At 49.0% G+C, this 19310-nt stretch carries 21 protein-coding genes; 18 read left to right on the forward strand and 3 right to left on the reverse strand.

Annotated elements, in window-relative coordinates; genetic code table 11:
• Window positions 1-912 precede the first annotated feature (912 nt).
• From FJW00_RS15070 to FJW00_RS15125, 12 genes are all read left to right on the forward strand, one after another.
• A complete protein-coding gene (locus FJW00_RS15070; protein WP_140924737.1) occupies window positions 913-1800 on the forward strand; it encodes an integrase domain-containing protein in 888 nt (295 codons plus the stop codon).
• Window positions 1801-2112: 312 nt separating this feature from the next.
• Window positions 2113-2460 (forward strand): hypothetical protein, encoded by a 348-nt coding sequence (locus FJW00_RS15075; protein ID WP_140924739.1) that lies wholly within the window; start codon window positions 2113-2115, stop codon window positions 2458-2460.
• A 98-nt stretch (window positions 2461-2558) separates the two neighbouring features.
• On the forward strand, window positions 2559-2900 hold the full coding sequence (locus tag FJW00_RS15080) for a hypothetical protein (RefSeq protein WP_140924741.1): 342 nt from the start codon (window positions 2559-2561) through the stop codon (window positions 2898-2900).
• Between the two features lie 13 nt (window positions 2901-2913).
• The gene (locus FJW00_RS15085) at window positions 2914-3258 is read left to right on the forward strand and encodes a hypothetical protein (RefSeq protein WP_140924743.1); all 345 of its coding nucleotides are present in this window, start codon (window positions 2914-2916) and stop codon (window positions 3256-3258) included.
• Window positions 3259-3325: 67 nt separating this feature from the next.
• A complete protein-coding gene (locus FJW00_RS15090; protein ID WP_140924745.1) occupies window positions 3326-3934 on the forward strand; it encodes a hypothetical protein in 609 nt (202 codons plus the stop codon).
• A gap of 79 nt (window positions 3935-4013) precedes the next feature.
• Entirely contained in the window at window positions 4014-4625 is a 612-nt protein-coding gene (locus FJW00_RS15095) for a hypothetical protein (protein ID WP_140924747.1), read from the forward strand.
• A 210-nt stretch (window positions 4626-4835) separates the two neighbouring features.
• A complete protein-coding gene (locus FJW00_RS15100) occupies window positions 4836-5822 on the forward strand; it encodes an ArdC family protein (RefSeq protein WP_140924749.1) in 987 nt (328 codons plus the stop codon).
• A gap of 102 nt (window positions 5823-5924) precedes the next feature.
• The gene (locus FJW00_RS15105; RefSeq protein WP_140924751.1) at window positions 5925-6863 is read left to right on the forward strand and encodes a DUF1281 domain-containing protein; all 939 of its coding nucleotides are present in this window, start codon (window positions 5925-5927) and stop codon (window positions 6861-6863) included.
• Window positions 6860-7171 carry a DUF5983 family protein gene (locus FJW00_RS15110; RefSeq protein WP_140924753.1) on the forward strand — a complete coding sequence of 104 codons (312 nt, stop codon included), beginning with the start codon at window positions 6860-6862 and terminating at the stop codon, window positions 7169-7171. The genes FJW00_RS15105 and FJW00_RS15110 overlap by 4 nt, the downstream gene beginning before the upstream one ends.
• 87 nt (window positions 7172-7258) lie before the next feature.
• Complete coding sequence (locus FJW00_RS15115; protein ID WP_140924755.1) at window positions 7259-7939, forward strand: N-6 DNA methylase; 681 nt, start codon at window positions 7259-7261, stop codon at window positions 7937-7939.
• Between the two features lie 115 nt (window positions 7940-8054).
• The gene (locus tag FJW00_RS15120; RefSeq protein WP_140924757.1) at window positions 8055-9500 is read left to right on the forward strand and encodes a UvrD-helicase domain-containing protein; all 1446 of its coding nucleotides are present in this window, start codon (window positions 8055-8057) and stop codon (window positions 9498-9500) included.
• 59 nt (window positions 9501-9559) lie between these two features.
• The gene (locus FJW00_RS15125; RefSeq protein WP_140924759.1) at window positions 9560-11212 is read left to right on the forward strand and encodes a TraI domain-containing protein; all 1653 of its coding nucleotides are present in this window, start codon (window positions 9560-9562) and stop codon (window positions 11210-11212) included.
• 30 nt (window positions 11213-11242) lie between these two features.
• On the opposite strand, the gene FJW00_RS15130 is transcribed toward FJW00_RS15125, so the two are convergent.
• Genes FJW00_RS15130 through FJW00_RS15140 form a run of 3 tightly spaced genes read right to left on the reverse strand, consistent with a single transcriptional unit; the run spans window position 11243 to window position 12656 of the window.
• Entirely contained in the window at window positions 11243-11629 is a 387-nt protein-coding gene (locus FJW00_RS15130; protein WP_140924761.1) for an acyl-CoA thioesterase, read from the reverse strand.
• Complete coding sequence (locus FJW00_RS15135) at window positions 11629-12099, reverse strand: hypothetical protein (RefSeq protein WP_140924763.1); 471 nt, start codon at window positions 12097-12099, stop codon at window positions 11629-11631. Before FJW00_RS15135 ends, FJW00_RS15130 begins: the two co-directional genes overlap by 1 nt.
• The gene (locus tag FJW00_RS15140) at window positions 12081-12656 is read right to left on the reverse strand and encodes a hypothetical protein (RefSeq protein ID WP_140924765.1); all 576 of its coding nucleotides are present in this window, start codon (window positions 12654-12656) and stop codon (window positions 12081-12083) included. Before FJW00_RS15140 ends, FJW00_RS15135 begins: the two co-directional genes overlap by 19 nt.
• A gap of 587 nt (window positions 12657-13243) precedes the next feature.
• Between FJW00_RS15140 and dnaB-PI the strand changes: the two genes are divergently transcribed.
• The 6 genes from dnaB-PI to FJW00_RS15170 all read left to right on the forward strand — a co-directional run bounded on the left by dnaB-PI (window position 13244) and on the right by FJW00_RS15170 (window position 19309).
• Window positions 13244-14632 (forward strand): SPI-7-type island replicative DNA helicase, encoded by a 1389-nt coding sequence (dnaB-PI, locus tag FJW00_RS15145; RefSeq protein ID WP_140924767.1) that lies wholly within the window; start codon window positions 13244-13246, stop codon window positions 14630-14632.
• Window positions 14629-16170 (forward strand): ParB family protein, encoded by a 1542-nt coding sequence (locus tag FJW00_RS15150; RefSeq protein WP_140924769.1) that lies wholly within the window; start codon window positions 14629-14631, stop codon window positions 16168-16170. The genes dnaB-PI and FJW00_RS15150 overlap by 4 nt, the downstream gene beginning before the upstream one ends.
• Before the next feature lie 3 nt (window positions 16171-16173).
• A complete protein-coding gene (locus tag FJW00_RS15155; RefSeq protein WP_140924771.1) occupies window positions 16174-16758 on the forward strand; it encodes a DUF2857 domain-containing protein in 585 nt (194 codons plus the stop codon).
• Between the two features lie 67 nt (window positions 16759-16825).
• The gene (locus tag FJW00_RS15160) at window positions 16826-17074 is read left to right on the forward strand and encodes a ParE family toxin-like protein (RefSeq protein ID WP_103797171.1); all 249 of its coding nucleotides are present in this window, start codon (window positions 16826-16828) and stop codon (window positions 17072-17074) included.
• 74 nt (window positions 17075-17148) lie between these two features.
• The gene (locus FJW00_RS15165) at window positions 17149-18336 is read left to right on the forward strand and encodes an STY4528 family pathogenicity island replication protein (protein ID WP_140924774.1); all 1188 of its coding nucleotides are present in this window, start codon (window positions 17149-17151) and stop codon (window positions 18334-18336) included.
• 259 nt (window positions 18337-18595) lie between these two features.
• A complete protein-coding gene (locus tag FJW00_RS15170; protein ID WP_140924776.1) occupies window positions 18596-19309 on the forward strand; it encodes a PFL_4669 family integrating conjugative element protein in 714 nt (237 codons plus the stop codon).
• Window position 19310 lies beyond the last annotated feature (1 nt).

The following is a 19310-nucleotide window of genomic DNA, read 5'->3' on the forward strand; positions in this document are numbered from 1 at the left end:
TGAAAAATAGTTACGCTTTTAATATTTGACATTTCTACAGCCTGATTGTTATGTTTTCAACTGTTGTATGTCGTCAGATGACGGCCACCAATGATCCATTAGCTTGAGAGGATCGCCTTCGGGTAGCTACAAAACACTCCTGTAGCCTGAAAGGGAGAACACATCAGTGTGGTACATCTGTCCGCCCCTGGAAGCAGATATCGTCAGAACATGCGCACCTACGACGCGACGATGAGGGTACATTAATCACATCAAAGTCTGGGCTTTCACATACGCCTGGCGTCATCAGATAAGGCATCCTCAACGATGCTTTCTTCACTTACGTTATGAGATTTGTCAGGGATTCGCCCTGAGCTGCATACGACTTTTGCAATGACGCATAAGCCCATTTGGAACATTTGGGCGCTTGCGGAAGACGCATTAGGAGCATGAAGCTGCGCGGCGTCACTTTGGTTCGAGTGAAACGAGAACAAAGTGACGCGCGCAGCGCATAACGTCCAAACCCACGTACAGTGCGGTTTTCAACAGGCCGGTACAATCTGACGTGCACGTATTACGTGTTTTCAGATGCTCAAATGGCTATTTATCAACCATGACGCGACGTTAACAAACAACCCGTTAAGGGCGTTTTATTAGAAGGAGAATGATCGACTCGGTATCGATGGCGACATCAGGAAACTGGTGTACGGAGGCAGACTGACGAACGTCAGCACGGCGTAAGCCGCAAACAGGTCAGAGACCTGGGGAAGCCTCGCAAGAACTCAACATTTCGCCGCCCCGATGCACAGATACCAGTTGAGACGCAGGAAGCGCAAAAGCAACCGTGTCATCGGGGAAGAGATGTACAGATTCAGAGTCACATAGCTATAGGTATCGTGGGCCAACAGCTGTGGATTCTGAGGGGGAGAGGCAATGTCTAAAAAATTAAGTAAACAGCTTGTCACGCTCGCACGTCAGGGCGGTGGAAGTTTTAAAACGGTTTCTGATCGTTCAAAGATTGCCAGTCGCTTTTCGGAGCGACTGGCAACTCTTAATATTCAGATTCGGGACGTAAGTCATATCAAAACCAAGCATATCGAAAATTATATCCGAAGCCGGCAGGATGAGAATATTTCCTCTCGCACGTTGCAAAATGAAATGGCGGCGATTCGTTCCATTCTCTCACAGGGAGGGCGTAATGTTCTGGCGAATCCCTCACATGAGAAATTAAGTAATCAGGCGTTAAATATTTCTGGTGCCAGCAGAGAAGGTACTAAGGTTGCGATTTCTGATGAGCGTCTTAAGGAAATTATACTAACGGTTTCAGAAAAAGATCGTGGGATTGCTATAGGTATTCAGTTGGCAAGATATATTGGTCTTAGGGCAGAGGAAACAGTTCAGTCTGCAAAGTCGATTAATACATGGCGTAAGAGTTTGCAGACTGGAGAAAATAATGTGCGAATTGTCTTCGGAACAAAAGGCGGGCGTCCGCGTGATGCGACAGTTTTCCAGAAGGAAAAAGTCCTTTCTCTTTTAAATGAGGCGGCTCGTTACGCTGAGGGGAATAATGGAAAGCTAATTGATAAGCCTTCCCTCCATCAGGCGCTTGACCGGTATCATAACGTATTGCGTGAAAGTGGAATGACCGGCGTTCATTCTCCACATAGTCTCAGATATGCTTATTCACAGGATGCCGTAAACTATCATCTCGGGAATGGTATGAGTCGAAAGGAAGCTGAGGCGCTTGTATCAATGGATTTGGGGCATGGCGATGGCCGTGGAGCCTACGTTGCCCGTGTTTATAACAGAGTCGATGATTAAGGATTAATTGGCTCTTGTAATTTACCTTAAGCAGGCACTAATATTAAAACGCTTCTTATGTTGTCTTCGGACAACCACCAATGGTCATGTAGCTTGAGATGACCGCCTTCGGGTAGCTACATATAACACTCCTGTAGCCTGAAAGGGAGAACACAAATGTGTGGTACATCTGCTCGCCTTTGGAAGCAGATATCGCCAATTATGGCTCCTACTGCCTGGCGATGAAGGTACATTTAACCATCCGGCTTCGGCCTTCGTCCTTCGGGGAAACATTCCCGACAGGGCAAATGTTTCTCTGTCTCAGGAGAAACTATGTCTATAACCCGTTCGTTCATCACTGAATTGCGTAAGCCGTTTGATATGGCTCACTCAGCTGCAACACGCGTTGCTTCTGAATGTCCCAACCTTAAGGCTGCACTCAGAAGAACATCGTGGCTCGCTTCACCTTGCGGTCTTTATGAATTTCGCTCCCGCGTCTGGTTTGACGATCAACGTTATTATGCCATTGTCATGGCAAGGACAGTGATCGACGGCCAGCCAGGTGATGAATTCATTTTTAGCCGCCACGGTAAGCACTTCACACACAAGGCAGCTGCGAAAATCGCTAAGCTTGCCGCGTCTGACGCAGCAACCTTCAGAGTGTTCACTGCTCAGAAGTAACAGCACAGACGTCTGAACCATACATTCGCTTGCGAATGCCCATCGGGAAACATCTTCCCGACAGGGCAGGTGTTTCCCATACCAACAGGAGAAACACCATGGCAGCATTTTCATTACCAACATCTTTTTCCTTGAGAACCTTTTTCTTTGATCGCTTAGCGTTAGCTGCGTCCATAACGCACACGTACGTTGGCCGAAACAGAAAAGAAGAGTGGATAACGAACCGCGCCGGCTCGATGAGTTTCAAGATCCAGGTGCATCAGTTACCTTCAGGTAAATGGACGTCAGGCATACTTACACGCTCTGGCACTTTTCACGGCAATCATCGCTTTAATTCGCTGAAAAACCCTGCTGAGGAATTTCGCTCGTACCGTCAGGCCCGCCGTTTTGCACTACAGCTGGCGAATCAGATGGCAACACTGCGTTATGCATATCAGTAAGGAAAAGCGAAACATGACACTTTCAACAACCATGGCCGATTTGCTGCAGTTAGCTGAATTTGAAAGCGATATGCTGACGGCATTAGCTTACGAAAATCTTGGTTTAGATGACCTTGATGAGCATGTGCATATTAATGGGGAGCTGCCAGTCTCTATGGCCACTCAGATAAACGTTATTTATGCCCTCTCATTCGGTATGGCTCAGGGGCGTTATCTCAGTTTATGTTGTGCTGAGATGGTGTGTTCAATAGAAACCCTGAGCGTCAAACTCAACCAAAATCTGCACAAAAAGATTTCTCTAGAAGGTCATCAGGACGGTCGGGGTGATCTGGAAATTGCGCGATTAGAATCTCTCTAATCTGACTTAACCCTATGGGGATTTATTCCCCATCAGGGGGATAAATCCCTTTTTTTGAGGATTTATCATGTTACCTATTTCAATGCCCCCGCAGCACGTCAGTTACAACGTGAAGCACGCAGAATGGATTTCCCCAAGCCAGTGGCAGAATTTTACGCTGGCGGTCACTGAGGCATTCTGGTTGCTGCCTTTACACCTCCGCCCATGCTCTCCAACCAACGGTGCTCGTATGGAGCGATCTTCAGAGATGTTTCCGTCACCAGAGGTTTTTGTGTTCGGTGGCAAGGATGAAGGCAGCTACGTTTCTCGCGGCGTCATGATTTGCCGGGACCAGACTTCTGATTTTGTCATTGAAACGGAAGGTCAGCCTGTCGATTTCTTCACGCGGATTGCGCTGATACTGCTACATAACCATTGTGAAGGCTGCTTTGAAATAACGTCTTCAGCTGGAGGCGTTAGCTGGTCATTGCCGGTTCGCTGGGCGATTCGGCATAAGCTGATCGCTGCCCATGACTCACCTCAACCATTCTGCACCGAAGGATTCATTACCGGTGCAGCTGATGAATTGCTTATCAGAAGCGTATCCGGCGCTGAACGTCCTTTTACGACGGCAGACTGGGGGCTGGTTTCAGAACTTGAGTTCGCACTTGAAGAGCTGAAAACCGGCAAGCGCTGATACAGCCAAAATTTAATCATACCCAGTGGGGATCTACCTCCCTACGGGCGGTAGATCCCTTCAAAAATGGAGATTTACCATGTCACATACCAATACGCAGTCTCTGACAATTCCAGGGGTCTATAAGCTGTTGCAAGAGACTTCTGTTCATTCTGATCAATGGTTCAGATTCACCCAATCGGTTAAAGAAGCTTTCTGGCTCCTGCCGGCGCAGCTTCGTCCCTGTAAGCAGCTGGGTTTTGAGATGCACAGAGCGTCAGAGCTGTTTGACGATGAAGGTTCTGTCACGATTAACCATAAAGACAGCGCGGACTACTGCTGTAATCCGCTCTATCTGAGACAGACGCTTTCGGATAACTTTTCGGCATATCAGAAAGTAGAGAGCCAACGATGCAAACAGGATTTATTCGTACGCATCGTTCTGGTTCTGCTACACAATTTATGCCCTGGCTGTTACCACATAACCAGTTCATGCCCGCAAAGCTGGCGTTTCGCTCAGAGATGGCTGGCATGGAACATGGACATGTTTACTAAGCCACCTGAAGACATTCCGGCATCGTTCGTTATACCCGGCGCGGTTGAACATCTGATGTTAGTGAAAACCTCCGGTCCCGGTAAGCAGGTCACCACTGAGGAGTGGGAAGCTATATCAGGTATTGAGCTCTGGCTTGCTCAGCAGCATCAAGACTGACTTTTATATCGACTCTCTCCGGGGATCTGTTCTACGCAAAGAGACAGATCCCGCTATTACAGCAACTGCCAAGCAGCTCCGGCTGCGGCTTAACAGCATAGCGGCCGACAGAATATTGATTGCTTCGGTTCGTTAATAACTTTCCCCTGATGGGCGTATTTCTCGCCCGCCAGGGGAGGGATGCGCCCTTTTTTACTTAAGGAGCATCCTATGTCTAAACCAACCAAAACTCGCCGCGCCAGGAAAACTGAAAGCGTCGATCTATATCAGAAGGTGACTGACCGAATCGTTGAAGCACTGGAGAACGGCGTGGCGCCATGGAAAAAACCGTGGCGCACTGCCGGACGCTGTGCCGCTGCTGGTCCGCTGCCGGCTAACGCCTTAACAGGTAAGCCTTACAGCGGCGTTAATGTGCTGCTGTTGTGGCTGGCCGCTGAGGAAAAAGGGTATAGCACCGATCGCTGGGTAACGTACCGTCAGGCGCAGGAATTAGGTGGTCAGGTCCGAAAAGGCGAAACGTCATCAGAGGCAATAATCTTCAAGCCGTTTGAAAAACAGGCTGAGGATTCCAGCGGAAATAAACTGTTCGATTCTGAGGGTAAGCCGCTGATGGAATCGCGGGCCATGATAAAGCCCAACTTCCTGTTTAACGTTGAGCAGTGTGACGGTTTACCTGACAGTGTTGCGGCTGTACCGCATGAATCTCCCGTAGCTGAATACCCCGGCACGATCGACTGGCCGACGGAAAAACGGATATGTGAGATTGTGCACCTGGCGGGCGTTAAGGTGGAGTTCAGATTACAGAACCGTGCCTGTTACGCCAGACACACTGATTCAATACTGATGCCGAAGGCGGAACAATTTTTTACTCATGCTGATTACTTCAGCACGCTGCTGCATGAAGTTGTGCATGCCACGGGCCATGAGTCACGACTGAACCGTGAAGGCATAACCAAACCGGCGAAAAAGTTCGGCGATCCGGTTTATGCCTTTGAGGAGCTGATAGCCGAGATGGGCAGCGCGTTTCTGTGTGCTCAGCTCGGCGTATTTGGCGATGTTCAACACGACAGCTACATAAAATCGTGGCTTGAGGTATTGAAGTCGGACAAAAAAGCACTTTTCCGTGCCTGCCGGCACGCGAGGGAAGCGTCAGAGTTTTTACTGAAGTTAAATGAACGTGCGGCTCAGGCTGCATAATTGACCAATTCGGCAGCGTAATGCACTGCGCTGCCGTCCCGTGAGGGCATTGTTCCTCACGGGACAGTGCCCTCTTTTTTTATCGAAAAAGAGGAAGTTACCATGTCAGACTGGTGCCATAACCGTTTAGAAATCACCGGCAAATCCGCACTTATCAGCATAATGGAGGAGTGGATCACTGGTGAAGCGCCGCCACTGTACCGTCACGCTGTCCTGCGTAGCATAAAGCTATTTCTTGCAGGCTGTGGCGGTCTGTTACGTCCGGTTAAAACGGAGTCTTTTACACCATTTCCGGAGCTTATGCAGAGCGGTACGGGACAGGGCACCCCTGCTAATCTGGCGTTTGATCAGTGGCTCGGTTTACTACGCAACGATGTTCCGCTGGATGGGGAGCACTTACGTAAAATTGAGCGGCTTTACCATCAGTCAGGTATCGACGCGATCCGCTGGGAAAGCATCCCTGAGGTGTCACGTAGGTATATAGCGCGCCTCATTGAGGAGCGCTATGCAGACTGGTTCGGCGTGGCAACACTTTCCCGGGAAATCGATCCGGGAGTTTGCTGGGAGCGTCTGAGCCAGTTACCAGAGCGGGCCCAGCCCTGCGATATGCTGCAGATAATCCCGAGTCGTCTGGCCGCCGAGCTGAACGGCACGGGAGGTTTGCTTGCTGGAATGTCAACGGCCAGCAGTCTTTACTGTCGTCAGTACGGCATGGAGTGGCCGGCAGGTCACAACGTCAGCTGGCAGCGTGAAGGTCTGAGCAGCATAAAACTGGCGTTTGATTCCGCTTGGTTCCCGCCAGCAGGAGAGCTGGTTGCGGCGCTTTCATCCACGTTCGACTGTGAGATACGTCACTGGTACAGCGAGCCCGTTCACGAACTGGATGGCTATGACTGTTACGATCGGGGCGAGCACGTCTGCAGCTCTGAGGCGACCATTGACGAGCTGGATGACGGCAGGCCCGGGCTTAACCTGGTGCCGTCTGCTGAAACCGACGAATCACAAGCTGCAGTAGCCGTACATCGAGTGGTGCAGGCATGAGTGGCAACCGGGAGTATCTTCGCTGCCGCGCTGTTTCAACGGCTCATCTCAGTGCTGACGACAATGCGTTGCTGGATGAAATCACGACCCGTGAAGTCGATATCGGTGAGTGGATCCACTATATCGGTGGGGGCTATCTTCTGCGGTTAACCGCATGCTCCGCACCGGTTCTGCGGCTGAAAGAAGCCGGGTTATCGAAAGAGGCCCGCCGCGTGATTGCATCTGTGATGCGTTCGGATGCCGTGGAAATCCTGATTTTCGAATCAGGGGCACCTGAGGCCGAAGAATTCACCACGTACAGCTGGTAACCAAAAAAGGCGAGCCGTAAGGCTTGCCTCACACCCTGAGGGGAACACCTCCTCAGGGGCGTGTTCCCTTTTTTATGGAGAACACGTATGACTTTTACCAACCATCGCAACGCATTCCTTAGAATTTTCAACGCCACGGCCCGTTATCATCACCGGCATAAGGTGTTTGAAGACTTCGTCAGCTGCGCGGCCATTGCGCTGCACAATGGCGTTGCGCACGATGCAGAGCTTGAAAAGCAGTATCTGAGCATAATTGCCAGCTATGAGCAGGAAGACGTCAATCAGATGGCAGCGTTACTGGGTCACGTCGTGATGGCGCTCGACGAGAAACGTTGTGATTTCCTTGGCAGCGTTTTTATGGAGCTTGAGCTGGGAGATAAGTATCGCGGCCAGTTTTTCACGCCGTGGGACGTATCGCGAATGATGGCATCGTTGCAGCTTTCCGGCATCGATGCGCTGATGCAGGGAAAAAACTTTATTACCCTACAGGAGCCGGCCAGCGGCGCTGGCTGCATGGTTATCGCCTTTGCTGAAGAGTTCGCTCAGCGCGGTTATACGGTTTCAGAACAGCTGTGGGTGTCGGTGACGGATGTTGATCCACTCGCCGCCAATATGTCCTATATACAGCTCTCGCTCTGCGGCATTGCGGCGGAGGTTGTGACCGGAAACGCACTGACGCTTGAGCGGCGTCGCACGCTTTACACACCGTTGCATTACACCGCCAGGTGGGCAGCAAAACTTAGCAGCGCAGAACAACGCGCCGCCTGACCACAACGCCTCTCCGGAGGCGTTTTTTTTTGCCGGTCGATATAGAGTTTGCGATAGAAGCTGACTTCCCGGCAGGGCATGGTTTACCTGTTACGCTGACCGAGGTATGCAATTAATGAATCCAACGCACGAACAGGCGCAAATTATTGCCTGGAAGGGCAAACAGCTTGTTGTTACGGCGTTTGCCGGCACGGGAAAAACGTCAACGCTGGAAGCTTATGCGATGGCAAATCCCGACGAGAAAATGCTTTATCTCGCCTATAACCGGGCTATTCGCGAGGAATCGGAGCGCCGTTTTCCATTCAATGTAGAGTGCAAGACTTTTCATCAACTGGCATGGCCGGCTTTCGGTCGTCACTTTCAGGCGCGTCTCAGCATGTCATTGCGGATAACAGATATTGCGCGGCTGCTCAATACCCGCCACTGGTTACTGGCTCGAAGTGCACTCAGCACGCTGAATACGTTTCTTTATAGTGCTGACAGCGAGCTGTCGCCTGTTCACCTTCCCGATGAGCACGATCGGGGCGGATTAGAGCCTGTCAGGATACTTGGTGCCGCGCAGGTGATATGGCATGAAATGACCCGGATGGACTCACACTTTCCGGTCACGCACGATACCTATTTAAAGCTCTATCAGCTCTCAGCCCCTGATTTAGGTCGCAAGTGGGACGTTATCCTGTTTGATGAAGCGCAGGATGCTAATCCGGTTACAAGCCACTTCGTCATGAATCAGCCTTGCAGAATCATTCTTGTTGGCGACCGCTATCAGCAGATTTACCGCTTCAGAGGAGCAGAGAATGCTCTCGTGGCGCCGGCGCTGGATAACGCTGACCGACTTTGGCTGACAAACAGCTTCCGGTTTGGACCGGCGATTGCTGCTGTGGCGAACGCATTACTATCGGAGACGGGTGAGCAGCGACGTATCTGCGGGCTCGGAGCTGAGGACCAGGTAGCTGCCGAGCTGCCAGCTGTCACGGCGCATCATTGCGTAATAAGCCGTACCGTGGCGGGTGTTATTGGTATAGCACTGACGGCGTGCCTGACTGATAAAAAAGTGTTCTGGGTAGGCGGCATGGAGGGATACCGTATTGGAGAGCTGGAAGATTTGTACTGGTTTTCGGTTGAAATGCCGGATCGCATACAGTCACCTCAGCTGACCCGCGACTACCGGGATTTTGAAGAGTACCGAACCATCGCTAAAGCTACGAAAGATCCTGAAATGGGACAGGGTGTACGGTTGCTGGACATGTATTTCCCATTGCCGATGCTACTAAATGTGCTTAAAAGCCGGACGGTGACGCGAGAATGCGATGCAGACATTACGGTTGTTACTGCGCATCGCAGCAAAGGGCTGGAGTGGGACGTCGTTCGGATTAATGACGATTTCGTGGATATTCAAGATCCGCTTTTAAACCCTCGCGAGAAAGAGGATGAGCTGAATCTGTTGTACGTGTCTGCCACGCGCGCGCGCAGGGTGCTGGTAACAAATGAGTTGATCCGCACCGTCACAGGCTGCAGTGATGACGCCGGTGAGTGCTGTGAGGAAATTAAAGATGGCTGAGTCAGTGGCAGTGCATCATGCAGCTGGGCTGCGTACCCATCCCCATTCAGGAAATGTTGATGTTCAATAAGCTCAAAACTCTAATCACTGGCGGGGCCGCTGGAGCCAAACCGGTTCAGACCGGCGGGGCGGTGCCGGCAGGATATTTCATGCCCAAAACTGCATCAGAGCTACTTTCGGTGCCGCAGCGCAAGCTACTGCTCAGGCAGATCTGGGATAATACCTCCCTGCCTGAAGAGGTGTATAACAGGCTTTATCTTGAACCCCTGAAAGAGTTGGCTGAATGCGTTCAGAACGTGCCTGCTTCGGAAGAGGGCGAATGGGGCAGGGAAGGCGGTTATCTTGATCTGACCCTTAAATTTACGGCCTGCAGCGTCAGGCTAGCCAAAGGGCATATGTTTCCACCTGGTGCGGCCCCCGAAGAACAGGCGGCCAAAAACACGATCTGGAACGCCGTTGTGTTCTGGGCGGCCCTAACAGCGCACATGCCATTACTCACACGCCTTGATGGCGAGCTCTTGGACGGGCAGTGCTGGATGCCCGGAATGGCGCGGCCGCCTGCGCCATTTCGGTTCCGGTTGTGTGATGCAAAGCATTGCGGGACGGCCACGGTAATGGCCGCTCGTCTGCTACCTGGCGACGGAATATTGTGGCTCAGCGGCGATCGCAGAGCCATGCAGGTTATGGCCGCGTTGGCTGGCGGGGAGGCGTCAGTAATGCCGCTAATCAAAGAGATTCTGGATAAGTCGCGTGACATTGTCTGCTCGCCTGCCGTCTGCTCTGCTGTCCCATCGCCAGCTGCTCCGTTCACAACCACAGAACTGATACCGGCAGACAACGCCTCGGAAATATCCAGCGCAGTTATTCAGACCGCTGGCACGGCAACTGATGTTGCTTCAGGACTGACTTCGTCAATTGAACCCGAGAGCGCTACTCTGCAGCCTCAGCTGGACGGCGAAGCCGATTTACTGTCATCTGCATTTTCAGACGATACGGGTACAGAGAATGAGCAGCCAAAGCAGGAAATTCAGGAAGATGATGATACGGCTTTACTTCTGAGCATGTTTACAGCAGCTGAGTCACAGATCACAGATGAAAAAACCATTAACGACAACCCTACTTGTAGTCTTATTTCCTCTGGAGATTCAGCTGAAATAATGCCTGCTGAAGCAGATGTAAGGCCGCTAGCTACAGAGATGCAAATAATTCCCGAAACTACTGAGCCAGAGCGGTCTGAAACAGGTAATTTAGCCCTAGAAGACGTTCCAGAAGCCGCAGAGCTGCAAGAATTTAGCGATCATTCGGGAATTATTCCCATTTCGGAGCCATGTGAGAGGCAGAACGCTGGAGAGCGTCTACTGACATGGTTAAAGGAATCCATAGATAATAAAGGGCTGAGCGTTAATGAATGTGACAGTATGCTTCATGCGGTGAGTGGATTCATGTTTATTTCCCTTCCAGGAACTATCTTTAAATTCATTGAGGCGACAGGAATAGAAGAAGACAGGAAATCCATTCAATCATCTTTTGAAAAAACCGGCGTGCTGCATATGCGAAATGACAAGCGCTTTTTTAAAGTCAGAGTATTTGAGAACGAAGGGCTTGAGGGTAAATACCAAAAGCGTAGTGGTTATCTCATAAAACTATCAACTCTTAATATGTCTGGCGCAGGTAAAATAAAAGACAGTAGGTATATTTTGATTGAAAACTAAAATGGGAACCCGTAAGGGTTCCCTAAATTGTTATTCTGTGATGGCGTTTTTAACCGCGTCAGGTATTGTAGGTCTGCCATTGGCAATGCAGGTGGCTACAAATACGGCTTCTGCATAAACGGTGTCGTTAACAAGAATCTGCTGAACAAAGTTAACGCGGCTACGCTTTTCATTAGCTTTCAGCTCGCATGTGACCTGCATTTCATCGCCTTTTTGCAGGCTTTTCTTAAAGCGCAGCGTGTATTCCAGAATCATGTGAAGGCGACCTTCTGCAAACTCTTGTTCCAGATCTAGCCCTAAAGATTCTTTCATGAATGCGTGGCGCGTCCATTCCATATAGAAAGGGTAATACAGGCCATCAACAACACCTTGAAAGTCAACGTGTTTTTCGTCTACGGAATAGGTTTTGGTAAACATCATAAGTCCTTAAAGTAATTCAGTAGTGCAAACCGCATAGGCAGTATCAGGTTTTCAAAATCCTTTTGCGAGGTGTTAACCCCGGTGCAAATATTAAGCGCCATGCTCATATCATTCTCTATTCCATAGATGAAACTAATGCCATGATAAATGTTATGCTGCCTTCTCTGTTCATCAATGACATTGTTCTTTTCATTTCTGAGCGCATCGTCCCAGATAACAGTGCTGACATCACCTTTTCTAATCTTCGTCAGCTCAATACCCATTTTTATTAGAAGGCTATCTTTGTATTTCCCTTCATAATAAAACTTATTATCCCAGTCGGCATATCCATTGCTCTGGTGTGCAGATATTTTGTTATTTATAACAAGTAAAGTTGAGATGTAGGTTGTCTGCTCAAACTTGTTGAGGAAGTTAATTACTTCATTGCTGCAGCGATGAAAGTTTAATTTTACTTCTTTTGAATCCACTTAACTCTCCGGCACTCGTTAATATCACTCTTATTAAGTGTTATGCTCTGGTTACCTTCTAAAATAATAGAGTTTTCATCCATTACCTTTAAGACACCAATGTTCAGTCCGTTAGCACTTTTCACATAGCACAGTTTGTTATTGTTAGGGTCAATATTTGAGACCGTAGATACAATACAGAATTCTCCGAAACTCACATATGGCTCTCCGTACATACCGCCGATTTGAACCAGTTCTACATCGGGTAATTGTCGGCTTGCGAGTATGAAGAGTGTGTCTTCGTCAAGTTTTGCATATTCGGTAAACTGCGGAGGGAAGCCTTCACCAGTCATGATCCACTGGCCGTTGACCTGGAGGCCGTTCTCGCAGAAAAATTGGGCGATTACGTTTATCACATCCATTCTGCGGGCAGGGACTGAACCATCAGATTCCCAGCGCGTGTAGGTGGTATATGACAGGTCCATTTTTTTTTGCTGTATGAAACTGACCACTTCCTGAGGCGTAGTTCCTGTCGCTGCCCTGCAACACTTCAGTCTCTTCTCAATCGTATCTAACATTCGTATTCCTTAACGGAAATTATTGCAATGATTTTAAAGGAAAAAATTGCAGGATGTTCGGGAATAATTCCCACTTAATGGGAAAAAATTGCATAAAAGGCATAAGGGGTGGTAATATGTAAGGAGTTAATAAGTTTAGTGTTAAACATTATCATAAAATGACCTTTCCTTGACACATTATCGTGAAAGTGAGGGTAAACCCTGTCATGTGCTTAGCGACAGGGTCTTTGAGCAATCAGGGATTCCGGTCCGTTTTAGTCGTTAGAAGCTCCTTATCCACTGATTTGGGTTAAGGAAATTCCTCAGTAAAACTTAACTTGGAGATGATATGCCCTCACATGAGAAGTCACATTCGCCGGCCCCGATCATTTATATAGGTCCAGTAAGACGTACAAAACTTGAAGGCAGTGCCGTCAAGTTGACCCATGCATCCGGACGCGTTATCAGCGCTTCAAAAATCGTTCAGGGACTAATTGATACTTATCTGGATGAGTATGTAAGCGGCCTGACGGCTAACTCAGCCATCAGTTAATTTTCCTGCAATCCATAGTTTGAATAATCCACATAGTTTGTGGAGGGGTTAACTCATGCCTAAACAAGCTGGTACCACATTTGCGATACCGTACTCAGCTGATGCTGAACAATGCGTCTTAGGCGCGTTGATGCTGGATAATGATCGTTGGGACGAGATAAATCTTCTTCTCACTCCGCAGGATTTTTTTATTGCAGCTCATCGTAATGTGTTCAATGCGATTAGCGGTTTATCTTCAGCTTCTTTACCTTTTGATCTGATTACTCTCAGTGAAAAACTTGAGCAGGACGGGGAACTTGAACGTTCAGGTGGTTTTGCCTATCTGGCTGAACTAAGTAAGAACACGCCATCCTCTGCAAACATTTTGGGCTATGCAGGTATTGTCATAGAGAAAAGCCGCTTACGTGCTTTGCAGATTATTGGTAACAGCATGATTGCTGATATACAAACAAATCGCCTCACTTCAACGAAGGTGGCCGAGCATGCTGAAAATGCATTATTCCGGCTAAATGAGCAGGGGATACATGCTAACGAGTGCGAAACAGAAATCATGCTTGCCCTGGACCAGCTTCTGGGCAAGCTCGAAATCGCCACAAACACCAAAAATGGAATCACTGGCACGCCTACTGGCATGGCTGAGTTTGACTATAAGACATGCGGACTTCAGCCTGGTGATTTGATCATACTTGCCGCGCGCCCTTCCATGGGTAAAACCTCGCTGGCGCTTAGCTGGGGCATTGGTGCGCTTACAGGCAAACCTCAGGATATTGTCATCATCTTTAGCATCGAAATGCCAACAGATCAGCTGACGATGCGTATGTTATCAATGCGTAGCCGAGTTGAACTTACAAGTTTACGCAGCGGCAATTTGTCAGATGAAGAGTGGGGCCGGATAAGTCAGGGAACTCAAGAAATAGCTGAGTGGCGCGATCGCCTTATTATCGATGATAACAGCTATCAGACGCCGGCAACACTGCGTACTCGGGCTCGTCGCTATGTTCGTAAATACGGTCAGCCTTCTTTGATTATGGTCGATTATCTGCAGCTTATGCGCTGTCCAGATATGGAAAACCGGACGCAGGAAATAGCAGAGATATCCCGTTCTCTTAAAGCGTTAGGAAAAGAGCTGGGCTGCCCTGTACTTGCCCTTTCTCAGCTTAACCGACAGGTTGAACAGCGTGCTGATAAGCGTCCCAATAATGGCGACCTTCGCGAATCAGGTGCGCTTGAACAAGATGCCGATCTCATTGCTTTTATCTATCGCGACGAAGTCTATAACGCTGACACGTCACATCCCGGCCAGGCGGAAATCATCATCAGCAAACATCGCCAAGGGCCTACTGGCACCATTAAAACCCAATTCGACGGCAGGTTTACTCTTTTCAGTGAGTATCCGGAAGGTAGTTATGACTTTGGTTACGATTACAGGAGCAACGGTCAATGAGCAAACTTCAGCTTGTAAAAAATTCACCTAACGATAGTGAAAATCAGGCAAGAATTTTTACTTTAGATGAGCTTTGTACAAATCCGGATGATCCACGAAAAACCCGTAATCCTCGCTACGACGATCTTAAAGCATCAATTCGCTCCTGCGGACTGGAATCAGTACCTCTCGTAACCCGTGATCCGCGTCTCCCTGAAGGAATGTGGACGTTTAGCAATGGTGGAAATACTCGTTACACCATTATGCGAGAGTTATGGGATGAAACCGGAGATGAGCTTTTTTTCCGGATGACCTGCGTAGTTAAGCCCTGGCCTGGCCGTTTCCAATGTCTGGCGGGTCATCTTGCAGAAAACGAAACGCATGGGCAGCTGACTTTTATCGATAAAGCCCTTTCAGTACGTGATGCGCGAAATATGCTCGAAGAAGAGCGAGGGAAGAAAGTTTCTCTGCGAGAGCTGGCTGCTGAGCTTACTGCTAACGGTCTTCCGGTTCATTTTTCCAGCGTTAGTCGGATGGAGGATGTTGTCAGGAATATCTATCCATGGATGCCTGTTTTGCTGGAATCGGGTTTCGGTGGTCAGGGGCTAAGAAAACTGCTGAAGTTAAGACATGGCGCCGAAGCTATCTGGGAAAAATATCGGGCAGAAAAAGGAGTTGAAACCGAAGCCGATTTCAGCGGTGTGTTTGGAGAATGCTGCCGTAAATTTGATGATCCTGAGCTGTGGTCATTTGAAATGTTCACTGATGAACTAATTGGCGATCTGACTAATGCATTTCCCTGTCCTGATTTGGATTATGACGGGTGGTTACTTGAGTTACGTGGTGCGAATAAGGGCAGAGCAGAGCCTGTTGAAGAACTCGTTGTTGATATTGCTCAAAACTTACAAACGTCGTCGTTCAAAGGTGCAAATGATGATGCAGCCAGCGAACAAGTTACTGCTGATAATGATCAGCATCCTGACTGTATGGTAAATCCACTCGTTACGATTGCAGAAGATGACCCTGCCAAATTACAAGGCTCTGAAAAAAAGCAAGAAAATAGCGTGCAAAATTCTGCATCTGATTTGGCCGTAAATGAATATGAAAGCATACCAATCTGTCATCAGGATGATTCGTTACAGCCGGCGGCACAATCAGATACTCATTCACTCTGGCATATAAATGCACTACAAGATGATATTGAGCACCTGCAGAGTATCGCGTGGCGTCTGTGCTGGGATATAGCGAACGCGCATGATTGTAGCGATATTTTAGAGCCTGCCAACGAAGATGTTCTGTCACCCGGTTACAGGCTATCAGAGGCTGCAAACAGCGCTCCTGCGGTGGCATCTTTTCTCATTTCACTGGCGGGTGAATCTGCCAGCACAGATGTTTTGAATCTTCCCTCAAAATTGCTGATCGGATTATCCGATTTAACCACACCTGTTTTTGATGACGAGCAAACCCTGACTGTCTTCCGGCTCATCAGGATCCTTCGTCGTCTCCGCGAACTTCAGCGCAAGCGCGCTGCAGTCAATGTTTCTGTAAATGAAGGATAACTGATGAACACGAACCTCTCCCGTGCGGCTAACGGATTTCTGCTTGACCTTGTAATGGAACTCAAAAATGGGTTCATACGTCGCTGCGACAAAATGGGCCTTACTTCTGAAGAGATCGCCACACTGAAGGATATGACCATTGAAGACATTCATTACATCATTAATAGCGAGGTATCAGTCCTTTCGTTTCAAATAAACCAGGACAACCTGGCACGGCTAATGTCCCAAGCGAGAGAAGAACAGACTCGTAAGCAACGCATAGATCGGGCGCTTGCGTTAGGTGGTTCAATCAAGCTTATGGAGCACTATTTTGGGTTAATGAGCAACGATGTTGCGGCTCGACGCAGAATCGCGGGCATAAAAGTTCGTGCAGGTCGAGGGACCGTTCTCAGCGACGAACAGAGCGCCGAATTATGGGAAATCTGGGCGGCCAATGACAGCAAAACCCTGCGTTGCGAAACGGATGAAGGTCTTGATTTGATGTTGCTGGCCGCTGAACAGATGGATATTTCATTGACCGCTGTCTGGAATACCATTCTTAAGTGGGAGAGCGAAAATTTGACAGCTGCAACTCGGAGAAGAGCGTGATCAAAAGCCCGTGCGCGTTTAAAAACGTACGGGTAGATATTCACTGTAATCAGTAATGGAGAGAGGCATGCGATTAAACGAAATTATACCCGGTCTTAAGGCACCAGTTACTGTCCCATCTGCCTTACAAAAAAAAGCAGCAGGCGCGGTCAGGCGTTTCTGGCAGGGGGAGCGAAATTACAAGCGTCTTAATGAAAACCGAACCGGCTACTACAAAATCGATCTTGGGCCGTTCTGGCGTCTGCTCAGCCGTGATGAAGGACGCACATGGGAAATGATGAACCATGAACGTTATAACACGGCTATGCGTAACTGAGATGTAACCAGAGTGCTGAGCGATGGCCTTTAACCGGCACAGCGCTCAGCATTTTTGTATTCAGAAGGTGAATAATGACATTACCCGATGACAGCCTTATCCAGCAGGCAGTCACAAAATTAAACGCCCGATTGACAGCACGTTCAACCGAAGAGCAAAACAGCTTTGTCCGTGGCGGATTACTGTTCACGGGTAACATACATGACTCTATGCCGCGCCGGCTGATTCTTGATCAGCGCCTCTCTCCGCTGGACAAAATGGGCTGGATAATTATTCGCCTGCACGCTTTGAGCAATGATGGTGCCGTTTTTCCATCTTATGAAGAGTTGCAGCTGCAGCTGGCAACGCCGGGAAAAGGCAAGGCGTCAAAAGAGACTGTAAGCCGCATACTCCTCATGCTGCGTATCACGGGCTGGCTCAGCCTGTGTAAACGCGTCAGGGATGAAAAGGGAAGGGTAAGAGGAAATATTTACGCGCAGCACGATGAACCCTTAACGTTTGCCGATGCTGAAACGTTCGATCCGCACTGGCTTAAAACAGTTGCGGAAGCCTGCCTGAGTAATAACCGTACTATCAGCACCACGGCAAAAACAATTATCAGTGAAATCCGGCTTGATCCCACAATGAACCATCACCGCAGCCATCTCCAGATGATTGAGGCCCGGCTGGGCTCAGTACTAAGCCCTGATGATTTGACCCGCCGAGCCTCGTTCGCGCAGGTGGAGAATTCACCGGGTTCGGATTCCGAACTCAATTTAAAAGTACAGGCTCAAAAGCCGGATTCGGATGCCGAACACAGTGATAGTGCAAGGGATAATGGCCGGGTTCGAAATCCGAACAGTTACGTACGTAGTTTTACTAATAATACAGATAAAACATACGTAACCGGTTCGGTCTTCCTGCCAAAAGAATTTGCGCTTCTGCTCAAACCTGACGACAGGGATATGGTGAACCGGCAATTGCAGGCACTGTCGCCTGAACAGTCTGTACTGGTGCTATCGAACGTTGCCCGCGCTCAGCGTGAGGGTAGTCTTCAGAATCCACTTGGCTGGCTGCTTACTGTGCTAAAAAAAGCCCGCCGGGGCGAGTTATACCCTTCAGAAAGCTTACGCGGTTCGTCAGAGCAGGCTCACTTCATCTCTCGTCCTGAATTACGCCCCTTTCAGCCTTCTAAACCTCAGCAACGTCAGTCATGCAGTGAAGAGCGGGTCAGAGAGATCATTCAGAACCTGCGTTCGCATGTAGGTTCCCGGAAGAAATGATGACTCTCATACCCCGTTGCGCTGGCCGCAGCTGTAGACAGCACAAGTAATGGATAAAAAACAAACAGTGTTGCCAGTGGCAACAGCGATTAAAAAGCGAACAGCGTTGCCACTGGCAACACTGTTCGGAAAACAAATCCCCCCTCTCAACGATCAAATTTTGAGTTTTGAAAATCTGATTTCGAATTGTTTACGGTCCTCTCAGGAATGAGGATCCCCCTTAAATTAACGCGAAGCCTTTGCCAATCAGGAGACAGCCATGGCCGAACAGATGAATACCGAGTCTGCACCGTTACGATCTGGCGGATTAACATCCACGTTAACAGTAGAGCTTCACTCACATTACGCCATCAGACTGTGGGAAGGGCGTAGTCGTTCAGATGAGAAGTCATCCGCAGAAAAACGTCCAAAAATCATTGGAATGCCGGAAGTTATTTCCCGGGCAGGTTATGCAGGGCGAGATGCAGCAGCCGGCAACCCTTATGGTGATCAGCTGCTGGTAAGGCTTGAAGAAGCTATTGTTCAGGCCACGGCAACGATGGAAAGCCATATCCAGACTGTAGAGAAGATTGTTGCTGCAGTGCCGCCCGGCATCAAAATGTCTGACCCTGCGTCCACGGATCCGCTGAACCTGGACGTGTTCAGCCGCTCTCCCCTGGGCTACCGCTGTGTCTGGTTACTGATTCATTATGACCGGCTGGCGTTGAAAACATTTCAGGCATTTCATTACGGCCTGATCTCCCGCTCCCAGCGGGACCAGCTTCTGGAAAAGGGTAGTAAGGCAGTACGGAGCGTATATGGTCTGATACAGAACTACCGGACTGTGCCGGTTACGTATGACGACATTCGTAATAAAACAGAGCGGGGTTTGGCTGCAATCAGCCGCCTTGGCGAACCCGATCCGGCCATCATGTCAGGTAAAAAACGTTCTTCATTCTCTTCACTTAACGCTATTACCTCTGAGGAAGATTAAT

It is taken from the genome of Pantoea anthophila (assembly GCF_006494375.1).
GTDB classification, from domain to species: Bacteria; Pseudomonadota; Gammaproteobacteria; order Enterobacterales; family Enterobacteriaceae; genus Pantoea; species Pantoea anthophila.

Bases quoted from the DNA above. Each gene is read 5' to 3' on its own strand.
- dnaB-PI (WP_140924767.1), top strand. From the start codon at position 13,244: ATGCCTAAACAAGCTGGTACCACATTTGCGATACCGTACTCAGCTGAT.
- FJW00_RS15105 (WP_140924751.1), top strand. From the start codon at position 5,925: ATGTCAGACTGGTGCCATAACCGTTTAGAAATCACCGGCAAATCCGCA.
- FJW00_RS15075 (WP_140924739.1), top strand. From the start codon at position 2,113: ATGTCTATAACCCGTTCGTTCATCACTGAATTGCGTAAGCCGTTTGAT.
- FJW00_RS15100 (WP_140924749.1), top strand. From the start codon at position 4,836: ATGTCTAAACCAACCAAAACTCGCCGCGCCAGGAAAACTGAAAGCGTC.
- FJW00_RS15140 (WP_140924765.1), bottom strand. From the start codon at position 12,656: ATGTTAGATACGATTGAGAAGAGACTGAAGTGTTGCAGGGCAGCGACA.
- FJW00_RS15070 (WP_140924737.1), top strand. From the start codon at position 913: ATGTCTAAAAAATTAAGTAAACAGCTTGTCACGCTCGCACGTCAGGGC.
- FJW00_RS15165 (WP_140924774.1), top strand. From the start codon at position 17,149: ATGACATTACCCGATGACAGCCTTATCCAGCAGGCAGTCACAAAATTA.
- FJW00_RS15150 (WP_140924769.1), top strand. From the start codon at position 14,629: ATGAGCAAACTTCAGCTTGTAAAAAATTCACCTAACGATAGTGAAAAT.
- FJW00_RS15085 (WP_140924743.1), top strand. From the start codon at position 2,914: ATGACACTTTCAACAACCATGGCCGATTTGCTGCAGTTAGCTGAATTT.
- FJW00_RS15090 (WP_140924745.1), top strand. From the start codon at position 3,326: ATGTTACCTATTTCAATGCCCCCGCAGCACGTCAGTTACAACGTGAAG.
- FJW00_RS15155 (WP_140924771.1), top strand. From the start codon at position 16,174: ATGAACACGAACCTCTCCCGTGCGGCTAACGGATTTCTGCTTGACCTT.
- FJW00_RS15115 (WP_140924755.1), top strand. From the start codon at position 7,259: ATGACTTTTACCAACCATCGCAACGCATTCCTTAGAATTTTCAACGCC.
- FJW00_RS15125 (WP_140924759.1), top strand. From the start codon at position 9,560: ATGTTCAATAAGCTCAAAACTCTAATCACTGGCGGGGCCGCTGGAGCC.
- FJW00_RS15130 (WP_140924761.1), bottom strand. From the start codon at position 11,629: ATGTTTACCAAAACCTATTCCGTAGACGAAAAACACGTTGACTTTCAA.
- FJW00_RS15160 (WP_103797171.1), top strand. From the start codon at position 16,826: ATGCGATTAAACGAAATTATACCCGGTCTTAAGGCACCAGTTACTGTC.
- FJW00_RS15110 (WP_140924753.1), top strand. From the start codon at position 6,860: ATGAGTGGCAACCGGGAGTATCTTCGCTGCCGCGCTGTTTCAACGGCT.
- FJW00_RS15095 (WP_140924747.1), top strand. From the start codon at position 4,014: ATGTCACATACCAATACGCAGTCTCTGACAATTCCAGGGGTCTATAAG.
- FJW00_RS15120 (WP_140924757.1), top strand. From the start codon at position 8,055: ATGAATCCAACGCACGAACAGGCGCAAATTATTGCCTGGAAGGGCAAA.
- FJW00_RS15080 (WP_140924741.1), top strand. From the start codon at position 2,559: ATGGCAGCATTTTCATTACCAACATCTTTTTCCTTGAGAACCTTTTTC.
- FJW00_RS15170 (WP_140924776.1), top strand. From the start codon at position 18,596: ATGGCCGAACAGATGAATACCGAGTCTGCACCGTTACGATCTGGCGGA.